Below are 17,438 nucleotides of genomic sequence, written 5' to 3' on the forward strand. Positions count from 1 at the left end.
GATTTTACAATTGACTAGAATTGTGGTATAATTTTAAACAATCAGTTTAAAATTGAAGGTATTCTAAAATCGAAAATAGGTATTTGTCGTAACGCGTGACATTTTTCTATCCCTTCCTTCGGTCTTGACTGACAGGTTAGGTTTAATAACTTAATCATAGTGATTGAAGTAGAATATCTGATGTGACTCATGCTAAATCAGTAAATACCAAAGAATTAGCAGATCATGTAAAATAAACTTCTCATCAGAACTTTCTCTAACAGGGGAGAAAGTTCTTTTGGGATTTTAAAGGAAACGGTAAATGAAGAAATATATTTTTATGCGTATCTTACGCTCTTTAGTATCTATTTTCATGGTAACAACATTGACTTACACCATTATCTATACTATGGTGCCAAGAAAGTTGATTTTCAAGCAGGATCCAAACTATAATAAAATAGCTACAACTCCTGATAAAAAGACTAATTATGAAAATACAATTTTTGAGCGTATGGGTTACATTGACTACTATGATACGAAGGAATTACAAGAAAAAGCTAGTAAAGAGAATCCTTCTGTAACAGTAGAACCTACTAATGCAAATAAAAAAATCTATGAAGCTTACATCAAAAAGTTGGGGCGTGGTTGGAAATTGCAGCAATTCAAAGAAAGTAAGCAATTTTATGCAACTCGAGAGGTTCCAGTTTATGAACGCGTTCTTGGTTTCTATGGCAATTTGATTCAAATTGACCATACAGGTGCTGTGAAAGATGCTTCTAATCCAAACTTGAAGCGTTATCTTCGTATTGAAAATGATCCTGCTATTGGTTGGTCTGTTGTTGGTTCTGGAACGAAACATAAGTATTTATTGTACTTTAATGGGCAATTTCCGTTTGTTCATCAGAATTTTGTGAGATTAAATCTAGGTATTTCTTATCCAACTTATGCGAATCTTCCTGTTTTACAAGTTATTTCGCAAGGGCAAGGACAAACGAAAACTTCTGAAGTTCAATTCCCGACAGGTAAGAAAACTTCGTCTGTCAACATTTATACAAGAACTTATAAATCTCCAAAACAAGCCGATGCGCGTGATGTTGCCAATTATGGAAAAGATGATCCATATACGGCAACAGAAAGTAACTACCAATATCCATCAATGATTGTAAGTTCTTCAATTGTTGGTTTGATTGGTCTGGCTTTATCTTACTTAATTGCTGTTCCGCTTGGATCTTACATGGCTCGCTTTAAGAATACATTGTTTGATAGTATTTCGACAGGAGCCTTGACATTCTTGATGTCATTGCCAACTATCGCTTTGGTTTATATCATTCGGTTGATTGGTTCGGCTCTTGGATTGCCGGATTCCTTCCCTATTTTGGGAGCAGGAGATTGGCGTTCCTATGTTCTTCCGGCAGTTATTCTTGGGCTTTTGAGTGCGCCTTGGACAGCTGTTTGGATTCGTCGTTATATGATTGACCTGCAATCACAAGACTTTGTTCGTTTTGCACGGGCAAAAGGTCTCTCTGAACAAGAAATTTCAAATAAACATATTTTTAAAAACGCCATGGTACCACTTGTATCCAGTATACCTGGCGCTATTATCGGAGTTATCACAGGTGCGACTTTGACCGAAACAATCTTTGCTTTCCCTGGAATGGGTAAAATGCTGATTGACTCTGTTAAAGCATCTAATAATTCTATGGTCGTTGGTCTTGTATTTATCTTTACATGTCTTTCTATTTTCGCTCTTCTATTGGGTGATATTCTGATGACCATACTTGACCCACGTATTAAATTAACATCAAAAGGAGGTAAATAATGGCTACAATTGATAAAAGTAAGTTCACATTTGTAAAACGCGATGATTTTGCCTCTGAAATAATTGATGCACCAGCTTATTCTTACTGGAAATCTGTTATGCGTCAATTCTTAAGGAAAAAATCAACAATTGTTATGTTGGGTATTCTTGTTGCAATTGTTTTGATGAGTTTCATCTATCCGATTTTTTCAAATTTCGATTTTAATGATGTAAGTAAAGTAAATGATTTTAGTGCTCGTTATATCAAACCGAATTCTCAATATTGGTTTGGTACAGATAGTAACGGAAAATCCCTCTTTGACGGAGTGTGGTTTGGAGCACGTAACTCTATTCTTATTTCAGTTATTGCAACCATGATTAACCTTGTGATTGGTATTGTTATTGGTGGTATCTGGGGAATTTCAAAGACTGTCGATCGTGTGATGATTGAGATTTATAATATCATTTCTAACATTCCACCGCTTTTGATTGTCATTGTCTTGACTTACTCAATCGGTGCAGGTTTCTGGAATTTGATTTTTGCTATGACCATCACTGGTTGGATTGGGATTGCTTACAATATTCGTATTCAAATTCTACGTTATCGTGATTTAGAGTATAACCTTGCCAGTCGCACTTTGGGAACACCGACTGTTAAAATCATTGTAAAAAATATTATGCCACAGTTGGTTTCTGTGATTGTGACAACTGCTTCACAATTACTTCCAAGTTTCATTTCATACGAAGCCTTTCTGTCTTTCTTTGGTTTGGGACTTCCTGTGACGGTGCCAAGTTTAGGGCGTTTGATTTCGGATTATTCACAAAATGTTACAACAAATGCATATCTTTTCTGGATTCCATTAACAACGTTGATTTTGGTTTCCCTTTCCCTATTCGTTGTCGGTCAGAACTTAGCGGATGCTAGTGATCCACGTACACATAGATAGGAGTAAATATGACACAAGAAAAAAATGTAATATTGACTGCCCGCGATATTGTCGTGGAATTTGACGTTCGTGATAAAGTCTTAACCGCCATTCGTGGTGTATCACTTGACCTCATCGAAGGTGAAGTTCTTGCTCTCGTAGGAGAGTCAGGTTCTGGTAAATCTGTTTTAACAAAGACTTTTACTGGAATGTTAGAGGATAATGGTCGAGTAGCGCAAGGATCGATTAACTATCGTGGACAAGATTTGACAAAATTGAAATCCAATAAAGATTGGGAACCTATTCGTGGTGTTAAAATTGCGACTATTTTCCAAGACCCAATGACAAGTTTAGACCCAATTAATACGATTGGTAGCCAGATTACAGAAGTTATTGTAAAACATCAAAAGAAAACGGCAAAAGAAGCGAAGGAAATGGCTATTGACTATATGAATAAAGTCGGTATTCCTGATGCTGAAAAGCGTTTTAGTGAGTATCCTTTCCAATATTCAGGAGGAATGCGTCAACGGATCGTTATTGCCATTGCGCTTGCTTGTCGTCCTGATATTCTAATCTGTGATGAACCTACAACAGCTCTTGATGTTACCATTCAAGCACAAATCATTGATTTGTTGAAATCATTGCAACAAGAGTATCAATTCACTACTATTTTTATCACCCACGACCTTGGAGTGGTAGCAAGTATTGCGGATAAAGTTGCCGTTATGTATGCTGGAGAAATCGTCGAGTATGGTACAGTAGAAGACGTCTTTTATGATCCACGTCATCCTTATACTTGGAGCTTGTTATCAAGCTTGCCACAGTTGGCAGATGATAAAGGAGAGCTTTACTCTATTCCTGGCACACCGCCGTCTCTTTATTCACACTTGCAAGGAGATGCTTTCGCTCTTCGTTCAGATTATGCGATGGAAATTGATTTTGAGGAAAAACCACCTCAAATCTATGTATCAGATACACATTGGGCAAAAACGTGGTTGCTTCATGAAAATGCTCCAAAAGTGAATAAACCTGCTGTTATTGATGATTTACATGAAAAAATTAGCTCAAAAATGGGCTTTGCTCATTTAGACGCTTAGGAGGAAGGAAATGCCTGAAAAATTAGTAGAAGTTAAAGATTTGGAAATTTCCTTCGGTGAAGGAAGCAAGAAATTTGTTGCTGTAAAAAATGCTAATTTCTTTATCAATAAAGGAGAAACGTTTTCACTTGTAGGAGAATCCGGCTCTGGTAAGACAACAATCGGTCGTGCCATTATTGGTTTGAACGATACTAGCAAGGGAGATATCTTCTTTGATGGAAAGAGAATCAATGGTAAGAAATCAAAAGAGGAAGAATCAGAAGTGATTCGCAAGATTCAAATGATTTTCCAAGACCCTGCTGCTAGTTTGAATGAACGTGCGACGGTTGATTATATTATTTCAGAGGGTCTGTATAATTTCCATCTGTTTAAAGATGAAGAAGAACGTCAGAAAAAGGTGAAAGATATTATTCATGAGGTAGGGTTGTTATCAGAGCATTTGACCCGCTATCCGCATGAATTTTCTGGTGGTCAGCGTCAACGGATTGGGATTGCTCGTGCGCTTGTTATGGAGCCAGATTTTGTGATTGCAGATGAGCCGATTTCAGCACTTGACGTTTCTGTGCGCGCACAAGTTTTGAATCTTCTTAAGAAATTCCAAAAAGATCTAGGCTTGACTTATCTTTTCATTGCCCATGATTTATCAGTTGTACGTTTTATCTCAGACCGTATTGCTGTTATTTATAAGGGTGTGATTGTAGAAGTGGCTGAAACAGAAGAACTCTTCAATAATCCAATCCATCCTTATACGCAGTCATTGCTATCTGCTGTTCCAATTCCAGACCCAATATTGGAGCGGAAGAAAGTATTGAAGGTTTATGATGCTGCTCAACATGATTATTCAGTAGATAAGCCAGAAATGGTTGAAATTCGTCCAGGACACTTTGTCTGGGCTAATAAAGCAGAAGTTGAAAAGTATAAAAAAGAATTGTAAATAGATCTTCAACTTTGTTGACAATTAAAGAGGTTAAATAAGAACTTAGTCTCTAGTTAAAATTAAGGAATGAACGACAATAAAAAAGCTTAAAACCAACGTTTTTGATAACATGGTTTTAAGCTTTTTTACTATTTTTGAGCTTTTATGCTATACTAATTTTAGTAAAAAAAGGAGAAATGTTATGTATCAATTGATTGCATTTGACATGGATGGAACGCTTTTGACCAGTCAAAAGACGATTGCTAAAAGTAGTATTGCAGCTATTGACAGAGTGCATGCAGCTGGAAAACAAGTTGCACTTTCAACAGGGCGCTCTCTGTCAGAACTAGGTCTTTATAAAAAAGATTTGCAAGGGATTCGCTATGCCGTTCTTGCTAGTGGTGCATTGATTTATGATTTGGAAATGAAGCAAACTTTAGCGGAGCAAACATTACCTGCTGTTGTGGTGGATAAAGTGAAGGCGTTGGCAGAAGCTCACGATTTAATGGTGGTCGGTATGATAAATGGACAAGGCTATCTTCAGCGCTCTCATTTTGAGAACATTGCGAACTACTATATGGAAATTTATACTGAACTGTATGATGAAACAGCAGTATTAGTAGATAATATCTGTGATTTGTTAGCAAAGGAAAGAGAAAATTTTGGTAAGATCAACATCTATCACTTAACAGCTGATGAACGAGATCAATCGTATGAGGTTTTGTTATCTGAGGATATTGCCATGATAAAATCAGAAGTAAGTGGTCTTGAACTAACAGCGCGGGGTGTTGAAAAAGGGCAAGGTTTAGCTCACCTGGCTCAATATTTGCAACTTCCTATGGAACAGATCATTGCTGTTGGTGACGCAGATAACGATGAAAGTATGATTCGTGAAGCAGGCTTGGGCATTGCTATGGGAAATGCTAATGAGAGTATTAAAGGATTGGCGGATGTCATCGTAGCTGATAATGATCATGATGGCTGCGCGCAGGCAATTGATAAGTTTCTCCTTGTAGAATAATTAATAGAAGTCCATAGGAAACGTATAAAGATTAAACCCACTTAAGTATGGAGAAATTAAGTGGGTTTTCATTATTTCACAGTGTTAAATGCTTTTTCCTGAAGAAAGGTGAACAGGTAAGAAGTAACCCGTTGTTGGAACTTTTTCTCCTTCAATTTTTCGCAGCAATAAATCGACCAGTAAGCAAGCTATATCTTTTAATGGTTGCTGAATAGTGGCGAGCTGTGGATAGTAATTTTCCACAAAATAAGTTCCGTCATAACCAATAACTTTTAGTTCCTCTGGGATGTTGATCCCCAGTTCTTGAGCGACTTTCATGATTAAAATGGCAGTTAAATCATCTGAAGCAAAAATAGCATCAGGCTTCTTATCTTTTAAGATATTTTTGATTTCCATTTCTTTGCGAATGGGTGAGAAGTCACTAGATACATTGATAATAGGAGCGGTTGGTAGGACAGAGGCAAAGCCTGCATGGCGGAGACCTGTTGGTGAATTGGAATTATCATTTCCGGTAATCATAATGATCTTTTTAGCTCCAGATTTGACCAATGTTTCTGCGGCTAGGGTCCCACCAGCATAGTTGTCAGAAGATACAACAGGGATAGAAGGAGACAAGTTGCGGTCAAAAGAGATAATAGGGGCTGTTACGCGGTCATAATCCGAAATGCCCAAGTTATGGCTGCCAGAGATAATGCCATCGACTTGATTGGCTTCTAGCATCTCCAGATACTCTTTTTCTTTGCTTGAATTGTGTTCGCTGTTGCAGATAATTGTTTTGTAACCTCTATTAAATAACTCGTGTTCTAATTTATCAATGAGTTCAGCATAAAATATATGACTAATATTTGGAAAAATCAGTCCAATTAATTTAGCGGATTTTCCTTGTAAGCTGCGAGCGAGATTATTAGGCTTGTAGCCTAATTCTCGCATAGCTTCGGTTACTTTTGTGATTGTTTTTTCTGAGAGGTAGCCTTTTTTGTTAATCACACGGGAAACGGTTGTGGGGCTGACCCCTGCCAGTTTTGCTACATCAGTTAGTTTTGCGACCATAATCTAATTCATAGTAAGTTCCGGTTGGATTTCCCTCAGTGATAAAAATGCCGTTTTGGTCATTATGTGGGAAAATGCGACCTGAAAATACTTTCTCTCCTTTGTTAATAAAAATTTCAAAAACTGACTTATCAATGAAAATTGAGGCAGTTGTAGTTTGGTTTTCAATCATACAGCGGCGAACTGTCCCAAATTCAAGAGCATATTGTTCGCCAACTTCACTACGGTCAATTGTTACTTGACCATTTTTGATGTCGAAGCGAATACGGAGGCCTTTGTGTTTTTGATCTGCAAAGAGGACAATTTCAGTTTGTGAACCACTTGCAAATTCTAATTCCAGTTCATAGCTATTTTTTGTTTTTGCTTGGTTGGTGAATACTTTATTCTCTTTCCGCAGGTTTTGGATTGCTTGAACAGGATATTGATAGAGTTTTCCTTTTTTTAGTGTTAATTCCTTGACAAGCGAGAAAATTCCTTGATGATCAAAACGATCAGATGGGTAAGCAATATCCGGCAAACCTAACCAGCTGACTGCTAAGACACGGCCATCTGGAGCATTGAAAGCTTGGGTGGCATAGCAATCAAATCCATAATCTAAATTTTGCAGAGGACTAGGATCGACAATTGCTGCCTTTGCTATGTCAAACGATTGACCCATCTTATACATGTTTGGGAAAATATTGTCGTAAGGAGCAACTTTTTTTGATAAACCTTGAGGGCAGTAGAGCAAAACAGGTGTTTCATCAATAAAGACAAGATTGGGGCATTCCATCATATAGGCTGTATTGTCATTTTCAAAGTCTAAATCGCCGACTTCTTCCCAGTTTGTATAGTCGTTTTCAACTGCTTTATAAAGCTTGATAAACCCTTTTTTGTCCAGATTTTGTCCGCCGATAATGGCATAGATCTGGCCTTTATAATTGAAAATCTGTGGATCGCGAAAGTGATCTGTAGCTTCTTTTGGCTGCTCAATCAAGACTTTATCAATCTTCTCGAGTTTCCCTTCTTTATCCAGCAATGCTCCGATTTGGTATGGGTGGCGTACCCAATTTTCATCGCGAACATTTCCGGTATAAAAAAGGAAAAGCTTGTCATTAAACTGCATAGCAGAGCCAGAGTAGGCGCCGTGGCTATCCAGTTTCGTATCTGGTAGAACTCGTAGACCAGTTTCTGTGAAATGGACTAAATCATCACTTTCGAGCTGTACCCAGCATTTTAGACCGTGGGTTGCTCCAAAAGGGAAGTTCTGATAGAACACAATCCATTTACCATTAAAATAAGAGAAGCCATTTGGGTCATTGAGTAATCCTGTCTGAGGTTCTACATGGTAACTAGTCCGCCAAGGAGATTTTTCAATATTTTCTTTTATTTGATTGATTTCATCTGTTGTCCAGTTTTCATAACGTTTGTAGCGTTGTTCGGTTGTCCAAGCCAATCTTTTATCCTCCAATATAGTTTTCTTACTTATATAGTAAACGTTTTCTTTAGAAAAATCAACTTTTTAGCAGAAAAAAATAAAATTTCTGCAAAACGCTTGACATGTTTTTAAATCATGTTAAAATAATAGTCGTAGGAGCGATTAAATCGCTTTCATAAAAGTTAATTATTTTCAATAAGGAGATGCAAATGGAAAATAAAGACATTGCAAAAGCGGTCATTGAAGCCATCGGTGGACGAGACAATGTAAGTAGTGTTGCTCACTGTGCAACCCGTCTGCGTATTATGGTCAAGGATGAAGCTAAAATTGCTAAAGACAGGGTTGAGAATCTTGAGAAGGTTCAAGGAGCATTCTTTAATTCAGGTCAATATCAAATTATCTTTGGGACTGGTACCGTTAATAAAATATATGATGAAGTGGTTGCACTTGGCTTACCAACTTCTTCAACTGGTGAACAAAAAGCAGAAGCTGCTAAAAAAGGAAATTGGTTCCAACGTGCTGTTCGTACATTTGGTGATGTATTTGTACCTATCTTACCAGCCATCGTAGCAACAGGTCTTTTCATGGGGATTCGTGGTGCGATTAATAATGATACGATTCTTGGATTATTTGGGACAACCTCAAAAGCTTTTGCTGCATCAGATTTTTATACTTATACAGTCGTTTTGACAGATACAGCTTTTGCTTTCTTCCCTGCTTTGATTTCTTGGTCGGCTTTCCGTGTATTTGGTGGGAATCCGGTTATTGGTATTGTACTTGGCTTGATGCTGGTAAATACAGCTCTTCCAAATGCTTGGGCTGTTGCTTCTGGTGATGCCAAGCCAATCATGTTCTTTGGTTTTATTCCGGTCGTTGGTTATCAAAATTCAGTTTTGCCAGCCTTCTTCATTGGTCTACTTGGTGCGAAGCTTGAAAAATGGTTGCATAAGAAAATTCCAGATGTGCTTGATTTGCTTGTTGTGCCATTCTTGACTTTCCTTGTGATGTCAGTTCTGGGTCTCTTTATCATTGGTCCAATTTTCCATTCACTTGAAAATGTTATTCTTGCTGCAACAAAAGCTATTCTTGCCTTACCGTTTGGCTTAGCAGGTTTGATTCTTGGGGGTATTCACCAACTAATTGTGGTAACAGGTGTGCACCATATCTTCAACTTATTAGAAGCGCAATTGATTGCCAATGAAGGAAAAGATGCCTTTAATGCGATTATTACAGCTGCTATGACAGCCCAAGCCGGTGCAACTCTTGCAGTTGGTGTAAAAACAAAATCTAAAAAATTAAAAGCTCTTGCATTTCCAGCAGCTCTCTCTGCAGGTCTTGGAATCACTGAGCCAGCTATTTTCGGGGTGAACTTGCGTTATGGTAAACCATTCGTTCTGGGTCTTGCTGCCGGTGCTATTGGTGGTTGGTTAGCCTCTATTCTTGGACTTGCTGGGACTGGATTTGGGATTACCATCATCCCAGGTACGCTTCTCTATCTGAATGGTCAAGTTCTTCAATATATCTTTATGGTACTTGTAACAACTGGTCTTGGATTTGGTTTGACTTATGCATTTGGTTATAAAGATGCTGAAGAAGAAGCTACTGAAGCTAAAGAAGTAGTCGAAGCGAATGAAGCTGCTGCGCCAGTTCTTACTGACGAAACAATCCTTTCTCCAATCGTTGGTTCAATCGTTGATTTAAAAGATGTTAATGATCCAGTGTTCTCAAGTGGTGCTATGGGACAAGGAATCGCAGTAAAACCTAGCGAAGGTGTGGTATATGCTCCTGCTGATGCAGAAGTGACAATCGCATTTGCAACTGGTCATGCTTACGGATTGAAAACGACAAATGGAGCTGAGATTTTGATTCATATTGGTATCGACACAGTTTCTATGAACGGTGATGGATTTGATCAAAAAGTTGCTCAAGGTATTAAAGTCAAAGCAGGTGATGTTCTTGGTACATTTGACGTTGCCAAAATTGCAGCCGCTGGTCTTGATGACACAACCATGGTGATTGTTACCAACACGGCTGATTACGCTTCTGTCACTCCTGTTGCAGAGGGTGCAGTAACTAAGGGAGAGGCTGTCATTGAGTTGAAAGCCTAATGTAAGATAAAGCGAGCAAATGAATGTTTGTTCGCTTTTCTTTGAAAAAGAGAAGAATAACTGAAATTTGTACTCAGAAGTGACATGAATATATGCTATAATGAATAGAGAATAAAACAAAATATAAAGAGGTTTTGAAATGACAAAATTGTATGGAAGCTTAGAGGCTGGTGGTACAAAATTTGTTTGTGCAGTTGGTGGCGACAATTTTGAAGTGGTTGAGAAAACACAATTTCCAACGACTACACCGATTGAAACATTGGATAAAACAATTGCATTTTTCTCACGCTTTGAGAATTTGACGGGATTGGCAATTGGTTCTTTTGGACCGATTGATATTGATCCAAATTCAAAAACGTATGGTTTTATTACAACTACACCCAAGCCACACTGGGCAAATGTTGATATTGTTGGTGCTTTGCGGCGTGCATTGAATGTACCGATTTTCTTTACGACAGATGTTAATAGCTCTGCGTACGGTGAAATAGTAGCACGAAACAATGCTGGTGGTCGTATTGAAAATTTGGTTTATTATACGATTGGAACAGGTATTGGTGCTGGTGCTATTCAACGTGGTGAATTTGTTGGTGGAACGGGTCATCCTGAGATGGGGCATTATTATGTTGCGAAACACCCGATGGATGTAGAGAAAGAATTTAATGGTGTTTGTCCATTCCATAATGGTTGTTTGGAGGGATTGGCTGCCGGGCCTAGCTTAGAGGCTCGTACTGGCATTCGAGGAGAAAATATAGAACTAAACAGCTCTATCTGGGATATTCAAGCTTATTATATTGCACAAGCAGCGATTCAAGCAACAGTGACTTTCCGTCCCGATGTTGTTGTCTTTGGTGGAGGGGTCATGGCGCAACAACATATGCTGGATCGCGTTCGTGAAAAATTCACTGTTCTTTTGAACGGTTATCTGCCAGTGCCTGATGTGCGTGACTATATTGTGACACCAGCTGTTGCTGGAAATGGCTCAGCAACACTTGGAAATTTTGTCTTAGCTAAAAAAGTCAGTGAAAAAGTCAAAGGATAATTAAGTGAATTGAGAGCAAGTAAAAGGATATTGAATAAACTTGCTCTTTTTTAATGAGGAGGGAAATGATTAAACCAATTGTAAAAGATCTATTATTTTTACAACAGAAAGCGCAATTAGCGACCGAAAAAGATATCGAAATTGGGCAGGATTTATTAGATACTTTAAAAGCAAATCAAGATAGGTGTGTCGGAATGGCGGCCAATATGATTGGGGTGCAAAAACGAGCGATTATTTTTATGTATGGTATGGTGCCAATTATCATGTTCAATCCTATTTTGAAAAAGAAAGTATCACCTTACCAAGTAGAAGAATCGTGCTTGTCACTTGTGGGAAGTTGCCTGGCGACGCGTTATAAGGAGATTACGGTTGAATATTTGGATCAGAATTGGCAAAAGCAAACTCTGATTTTGAAAGATTTTCCAGCACAAATTTGTCAGCATGAATTGGATCACTTGGAAGGTATTTTGATATAGAAGAACGTGTAATATATGCTATGTCGGAAAAAATCGACTAATAGTGAAGAAATGCTAGAATTTTGTAAGTTTTGTCGAATGAATCTTGATGAACAATGTTTATAGTTTAAAAAAGCGTAGGGAATGGTTGATTTGTGATGCAAAAAGTGGATTTGCTGGAAATGAAGTCTGGGGAATATGCTTAGCTAAATGAGTTATTATTTGCGATGATGGTTTTAATAAAATAATAGTGGAATCAAAAATTTAAATTTTAAGGAGGATTTGTCATGTCAAAGAGTCTTATAGATACGGTTCAATTCCGTCATGGTGCTCAGCTCTCTAGTCGTTTGGTTATGCCACCAATGCTAACCTTTAGTGGTTTGAAAGGTGGTTTCGTTTCTGATGATACCTTGCGCTATTATCATGCTCGTTCACAGGCGGCAGGATTATTGATTGCTGAGTACCATTATGTGAGTGAGTCAGGTGGACCTTGCTCTAGACCAGGTTATCCTGAACAATTAGGAATTTACTCCGATGAGCATCTAGAGGGAGCTAAAAAGATTGCGGCAGCCTTGCAGAAAAATGGCAACAAAGCTATTTTGCAGATTCATCATGGTGGGCGCGAAGCTTCTGGTCGCGCTGTTAAAGGTGAGGAGGTTTTGGCACCTAGTGCTCTTGATTTTTCATTTTTGTCTTATCCAGTTCGTGAAATGACGAATGCTGAGATTGAAGGAATTATTAAAGATTTTGGACGTGCCACTAAGCGTGCTATTGAGGCTGGTTTTTCAGGAGTGGAAATTCATGGTGCAAATCATTATCTCTTGCAGCAATTTTTTTCAAGTTTCTCAAATGTGCGTGAGGATAAATGGGGCGGTTCTTTAGAAAAACGCATGGCTTTTCCTCTTGCGGTCGTAAAAGAAGTGAAACGAGTAGTAGAAGAATATGCACCAAAAGATTTTATCGTAGGCTATCGGATCAGTCCTGAAGAAATTCACGGAGATGAGGTCGGTTATAGTTATAGAGAAGCCCAAGCCTTGATTCGAGAGGTCATCAAATATGAGTTGGATTACATTCATCTGTCGCTCTGGGAAGGATATGCGTCAAAACCTGTTGGCTCTGATCGGACTTATGCTGAGCATTTTAAATCCATTCTAGATAATCAAACTAAGCTAATTATTGTTGGCGGTGTCTTTAGTGAGGAAGATGCGCAGGATGCGATTGCACAGAATCCGACTGATTTGATTGCAGTTGGTCGCGGAACATTGATTGATCCGTTGTTTGGGCAAAAGATAAAAGAAGGTCGTGGTGATGAAATTGTACACCAAATTAGTCCAGAACAACTAGAGCAAACCGCCTGGACATCTGGTTTGCGTGAAGCCTTTACTCGTGAGGATTCTTTAGGTTTACCAGAGTTGCCGGGACATGATAGTATCACAGAGTTTCATACTGGAAAATATGACAGTGCTGAAAAGTAAACGTCTTATATAAAAAATAAGGATAGCTGGCTGAATTTTTGGTCAGCTATTTTATTTTAATAAAAATAGTTCTCATAGAAACTTATTACTTGACATTCATTTGAATTATAGTAAAATAGTTCTCATGAAAACTAACTGGTTCTCTAGAGAACTATTTGAAAGGAAATCAAATGGAAAAACCATTATTGGAATTCAAGCGATTTGGACGGAAGACACATCTGATGATTCAAAAAATTGCCAAAGAACGAGGGATTGAATTTATGGCGGGTCCACAAGGGCAAGTATTGCATTTTGTGAATCATCGAGAAGATTGTGGCAAGATGACCTTTATTAAAGATATTGAGCAGGAGTTGGGAATTACCAAGTCAGTTGCTAGTAATTTAATGAAGCGAATGGTTAAAAATGGCTTGATTTATCTGGAAGTGAGTGAAGCAGATAAGCGCGCTAAGATTATTCGTTTGACATCGGAATCAAAAGAGCGCATGAATAAAATTCGGGATTTCTTTGATGAGATGGATCGCTGCTTATTGACTGGCATTTCAGAAGAAGATTTGGTGACTTTTTTTCAAATAATGGGGCGATTTTATCAGAATATTGAAAAATTAGAAAAAGGAGAAGCGAATGGTTAAATTGTTTAAACGTTTAACTGTCAAAGAAGTAGGGATGATTATCATCAGTATCTTATTTACTTGTTTGGCAGTTTATTTGGACTTAGAGGTTCCAACCTATATTTCAAAAATTACGGAACTCCTACAGACGAGAGGAACGGTCGTTTCTGATTTGTGGAATCCGGGCTTGAAAATGATTGGATTGTCATTTGCTAGTTTTCTCAGTGCTGTGGTAGTTGGTTTTATTGCGGCTAGATTGGCAGCTAGCTTTACAACGAGCTTGCGCTCAGATATTTTCAATCGTGTACTGGATTATTCAAATGCTGAGATTAAGAGATTTTCTATTCCAAGTCTTTTAACGCGGACAACCAATGATCTTACGCAAATTCAGCTTATGATTACTATGGGCTTGCAAGTCGTGACTCGTGGGCCGATTATGGCGATTTGGGCGATTACAAAAATCATTGGGAAATCAGAATACTGGTTGTGGGCAGTTATTGTCGCAGTTATTGTGAATATGATTATGACGACAGTTTTGATGACGTTGGCCTTTCCAAAGCAATCTGTTATTCAACGGTTGACTGATAAGTTAAATAGTATTACGCGTGAAAGTCTAACAGGGATTCGTGTTGTTCGGGCTTACAATGCTGAAGACTATCAGGATGATAAATTTGCAGGGGCAAATGCTGAAGTGACTCGGTTGAATCTCTTTGTTAGTCGGCTCATGGCTATTTTAAATCCGATTATGATGGGGATTTCGAGTGGTTTGACCTTGGCAATATACTGGATTGGTGCTTACTTGATTCAAGATGCAGCTTTACCAGGACGTTTGCCAATCTTTAGTGACATGGTTGTCTTTATGTCCTATGCTATGCAGGTCGTAATGGGCTTCATGCTCATGGCTGCTCTGTTTATCGTTCTTCCTCGTACCTTGGTGTCTGCGGGGCGGATTAATGAGGTACTTGATTTGCATTCCACGATTGAATCTCCAATGCAACCCAAAACAGCTAAAGATGTCAAAGGTGAAGTGGTATTTGACAATGTTTCTTTCCGCTATACTAAAAACTCTGAGGCTGTCATTGAACATGTTAGCTTTACAGCTAAAGCGGGCGAAACGGTAGCTTTCATCGGATCAACTGGTTCTGGGAAATCAACCCTAATTAGTTTAATTCCTCGTTTCTATGATGTGACAGAAGGAAGAATTTTAGTAGATGGCGTGAATGTAAAAGATTATCAGTTGGAAGATTTGCATAATAAAATTGGCTACATTCCACAAAAAGCTGTTCTCTTTTCTGGTGATATAAAGAGTAATTTAGATTTTGGACAAAGCAATGAAAGTCCATTGGATGATGAAAAAATGTGGTCTGCGTTGGACTTGGCACAAGCGAAATCATTTGTTGAAGAAAAAGAAGGTGGTCTGCACTCAGAGGTCGCACAAAGCGGAACCAATTTCTCTGGTGGTCAAAAGCAGCGGCTGGCGATTGCGCGTGCACTTGCTAGGAAACCTGAAATTCTGATTTTTGACGATTCATTTTCAGCACTGGACTATAAGACAGACCGTATTTTGCGAGAAGAATTGGCGAAAAAAGTGAAAGCTACAACCAGATTGATCGTAGCTCAGCGGATTTCAACGATCATGGATGCTGATCAGATCTTGGTGTTGGATAAAGGGAAAGTTGTTGGGCAAGGAACTCACAAAGAGCTGCTAGCGACAAACGAAGTTTATCAAGAAATTGCTTACTCACAATTATCAAAGGAGGAATTGGAAAATGGAAAATAAAAAATCATCTTTATTTAGCCAAGTGAAACCCTATATCAAAGGATTCCAGTTTCCATTGCTCGTTGCATTTGTGGGAGCAATGCTATCTAGTGTTATCACGGTTTATGGTCCGGTCAAATTAAAAGAAATTACCAACCTTATCACAGAAGGAATGACAAGCCAAATTGATCTGAAAGCTATTTCTAATATTGCTCTTTTCTTAGCGATTTTATATGGAGTGGGTGCTTTATTAAATTATATGCAATCCTTCATCATCTCTTCAGTGATTCAGCATTTTTCAAAGCGTTTGCGGACAGCCATTGCGGAGAAAATCAATAAATTACCCTTGCGGTATTTTGATAGCCATTCGCAAGGGGACACTCTTTCACGAGTCACTAATGACGTGGATACTGTTGGACAATCTCTGAACCAAAGTTTAGGCACAGTGATTTCATCAAGTTTGCTTCTTATTGCTGTTCTCTTTATGATGTTTTATAACAACGTGGTTCTATCCTTTGTAACGATTGGATCGGTTTTGATTGGTTTTGTCTTTGTTGCGTTGATTATGGGTAAATCACAACGGTTTTTCCGCGCACAACAAGAGAATCTTGCTAGTGTCAATGGATATGTGGAAGAGATGTATTCTGGTCACAATGTCATTGTCAGCTATAATGCTACCGAGGAATCAAAAAAAGCCTTTCAAATGCTTAATACGAATCTTTATAGTAGTATGTGGAAGTCCCAATTTATTTCTGGAATTATGATGCCGTTAATGATATTTACAGGGAACTTTGGTTATGTGATGGTCGTATTGGTTGGAGCGAGCATGGCATTGAATGGTGATGTCACGATGGGGACGATTGTTGCCTTTATGGTATATGTACGGATTTTTTCTCAACCCTTGTCCCAAATTGCACAAGGGATTACTACTCTTCAACAAGCTAGCGCTGCCATGGGACGCGTATTTGAATTTTTAGCAGAGCCTGAAATGGAAAATGATGAACACAAAGCGCAACAACTCACGACCCTAAAAGGAGATGTTGCCTTTGATAAGGTATTCTTTGGTTATAATCCAGATCGAACGATTATTCATGATTTCTCTGCCAATGCCAAAGCAGGGCAAAAGATTGCCATTGTCGGTCCGACCGGTGCTGGGAAAACGACGATTGTCAATCTGTTGATGAAATTTTATGAAATTGAGAAAGGGCGGATTACTATTGATGGTGTTGATACCAAGCAAATGAAACGTTCTGAGGTACACGATGCTTTCTCAATGGTCCTTCAAGACACTTGGTTATTTGAGGGAACGATTAAAGAAAATTTGATTTACAATCAGAAGAATATTTCTGACGAAGCAGTTGTGGCAGCTGCCAAAGCTGTTGGGGTTCATCACTTCATCAAGACTTTGCCAAAAGGATACGATACGGTGCTGGACGATACAGTAAGTCTTTCTGTGGGGCAAAAGCAATTGCTGACCATTGCGCGTGCCCTTCTTAAAGATGCTCCGTTGCTTATCTTGGACGAAGCGACTTCATCTGTTGATACGCGGACAGAAGAATTGATCCAAAAAGCGATGGATAAGTTGATGGAAGGACGAACTTCCTTTGTCATTGCTCACCGTTTGTCAACAATTCGTAATGCTGATTTGATTTTGGTCATGCGTAATGGTAATATCATTGAACAAGGAAATCACGATCAATTGATGGAAGAAAATGGCTTCTATGCTGATCTTTACAATAGTCAATTCGATGAAGACGCAGAGTATGCGTAAAGGAAATGACAAACGATAA

At 38.5% G+C, this 17,438-nt stretch carries 14 protein-coding genes; 12 read left to right on the forward strand and 2 right to left on the reverse strand.

Going from position 1 to position 17,438, the window contains the following annotated elements:
* Nucleotides 1–301: 301 nt before the first annotated feature.
* The 5 genes from H8787_RS02475 (at nucleotide 302) to H8787_RS02495 (ending at nucleotide 5,737) form a co-directional block, all read left to right on the forward strand.
* Nucleotides 302–1,798, forward strand: coding sequence for an ABC transporter permease (locus H8787_RS02475; protein WP_187328162.1), 1,497 nt, complete (start codon nucleotides 302–304; stop codon nucleotides 1,796–1,798).
* Entirely contained in the window at nucleotides 1,798–2,724 is a 927-nt protein-coding gene (gene oppC / locus H8787_RS02480) for an oligopeptide ABC transporter permease OppC (protein ID WP_187328163.1), read from the forward strand. Before H8787_RS02475 ends, oppC begins: the two co-directional genes overlap by 1 nt.
* Before the next feature lie 8 nt (nucleotides 2,725–2,732).
* Entirely contained in the window at nucleotides 2,733–3,800 is a 1,068-nt protein-coding gene (locus H8787_RS02485) for an ABC transporter ATP-binding protein (RefSeq protein WP_006268109.1), read from the forward strand.
* A 10-nt stretch (nucleotides 3,801–3,810) separates the two neighbouring features.
* The gene (locus H8787_RS02490; RefSeq protein ID WP_003070566.1) at nucleotides 3,811–4,734 is read left to right on the forward strand and encodes an ATP-binding cassette domain-containing protein; all 924 of its coding nucleotides are present in this window, start codon (nucleotides 3,811–3,813) and stop codon (nucleotides 4,732–4,734) included.
* A gap of 184 nt (nucleotides 4,735–4,918) precedes the next feature.
* Nucleotides 4,919–5,737, forward strand: coding sequence for a Cof-type HAD-IIB family hydrolase (locus H8787_RS02495; protein WP_187328164.1), 819 nt, complete (start codon nucleotides 4,919–4,921; stop codon nucleotides 5,735–5,737).
* 84 nt (nucleotides 5,738–5,821) lie between these two features.
* Here H8787_RS02495 and H8787_RS02500 read toward each other — a convergent pair whose 3' ends face one another.
* Nucleotides 5,822–6,787 (reverse strand): LacI family DNA-binding transcriptional regulator, encoded by a 966-nt coding sequence (locus H8787_RS02500; RefSeq protein ID WP_058669830.1) that lies wholly within the window; start codon nucleotides 6,785–6,787, stop codon nucleotides 5,822–5,824.
* Entirely contained in the window at nucleotides 6,768–8,222 is a 1,455-nt protein-coding gene (locus tag H8787_RS02505; RefSeq protein ID WP_187328165.1) for a sucrose-6-phosphate hydrolase, read from the reverse strand. Before H8787_RS02505 ends, H8787_RS02500 begins: the two co-directional genes overlap by 20 nt.
* Before the next feature lie 191 nt (nucleotides 8,223–8,413).
* On the opposite strand from H8787_RS02505, the gene H8787_RS02510 reads away from it, so the two are divergent.
* The 7 genes from H8787_RS02510 (at nucleotide 8,414) to H8787_RS02540 (ending at nucleotide 17,419) form a co-directional block, all read left to right on the forward strand.
* On the forward strand, nucleotides 8,414–10,312 hold the full coding sequence (locus H8787_RS02510) for a sucrose-specific PTS transporter subunit IIBC (protein WP_003070553.1): 1,899 nt from the start codon (nucleotides 8,414–8,416) through the stop codon (nucleotides 10,310–10,312).
* A 139-nt stretch (nucleotides 10,313–10,451) separates the two neighbouring features.
* Nucleotides 10,452–11,351: a fructokinase ScrK gene (gene scrK / locus H8787_RS02515; RefSeq protein WP_006270296.1), complete on the forward strand. Its 900-nt coding sequence runs from the start codon at nucleotides 10,452–10,454 to the stop codon at nucleotides 11,349–11,351.
* A 65-nt stretch (nucleotides 11,352–11,416) separates the two neighbouring features.
* Nucleotides 11,417–11,827: a peptide deformylase gene (locus H8787_RS02520; RefSeq protein WP_187328166.1), complete on the forward strand. Its 411-nt coding sequence runs from the start codon at nucleotides 11,417–11,419 to the stop codon at nucleotides 11,825–11,827.
* A gap of 266 nt (nucleotides 11,828–12,093) precedes the next feature.
* Nucleotides 12,094–13,281: an NADH-dependent flavin oxidoreductase gene (locus tag H8787_RS02525; protein WP_187328167.1), complete on the forward strand. Its 1,188-nt coding sequence runs from the start codon at nucleotides 12,094–12,096 to the stop codon at nucleotides 13,279–13,281.
* A 170-nt stretch (nucleotides 13,282–13,451) separates the two neighbouring features.
* Complete coding sequence (locus H8787_RS02530) at nucleotides 13,452–13,910, forward strand: MarR family winged helix-turn-helix transcriptional regulator (RefSeq protein ID WP_003070542.1); 459 nt, start codon at nucleotides 13,452–13,454, stop codon at nucleotides 13,908–13,910.
* A complete protein-coding gene (locus H8787_RS02535; RefSeq protein WP_187328168.1) occupies nucleotides 13,903–15,669 on the forward strand; it encodes an ABC transporter ATP-binding protein in 1,767 nt (588 codons plus the stop codon). Before H8787_RS02530 ends, H8787_RS02535 begins: the two co-directional genes overlap by 8 nt.
* Nucleotides 15,659–17,419, forward strand: coding sequence for an ABC transporter ATP-binding protein (locus H8787_RS02540; protein ID WP_187328169.1), 1,761 nt, complete (start codon nucleotides 15,659–15,661; stop codon nucleotides 17,417–17,419). The genes H8787_RS02535 and H8787_RS02540 overlap by 11 nt, the downstream gene beginning before the upstream one ends.
* The last annotated feature ends 19 nt before the right edge of the window (nucleotides 17,420–17,438 follow it).

The sequence above is a fragment of the Streptococcus sp. NSJ-72 genome (assembly GCF_014334035.1).
Classification (GTDB): Bacteria; Bacillota; Bacilli; order Lactobacillales; family Streptococcaceae; genus Streptococcus; species Streptococcus constellatus.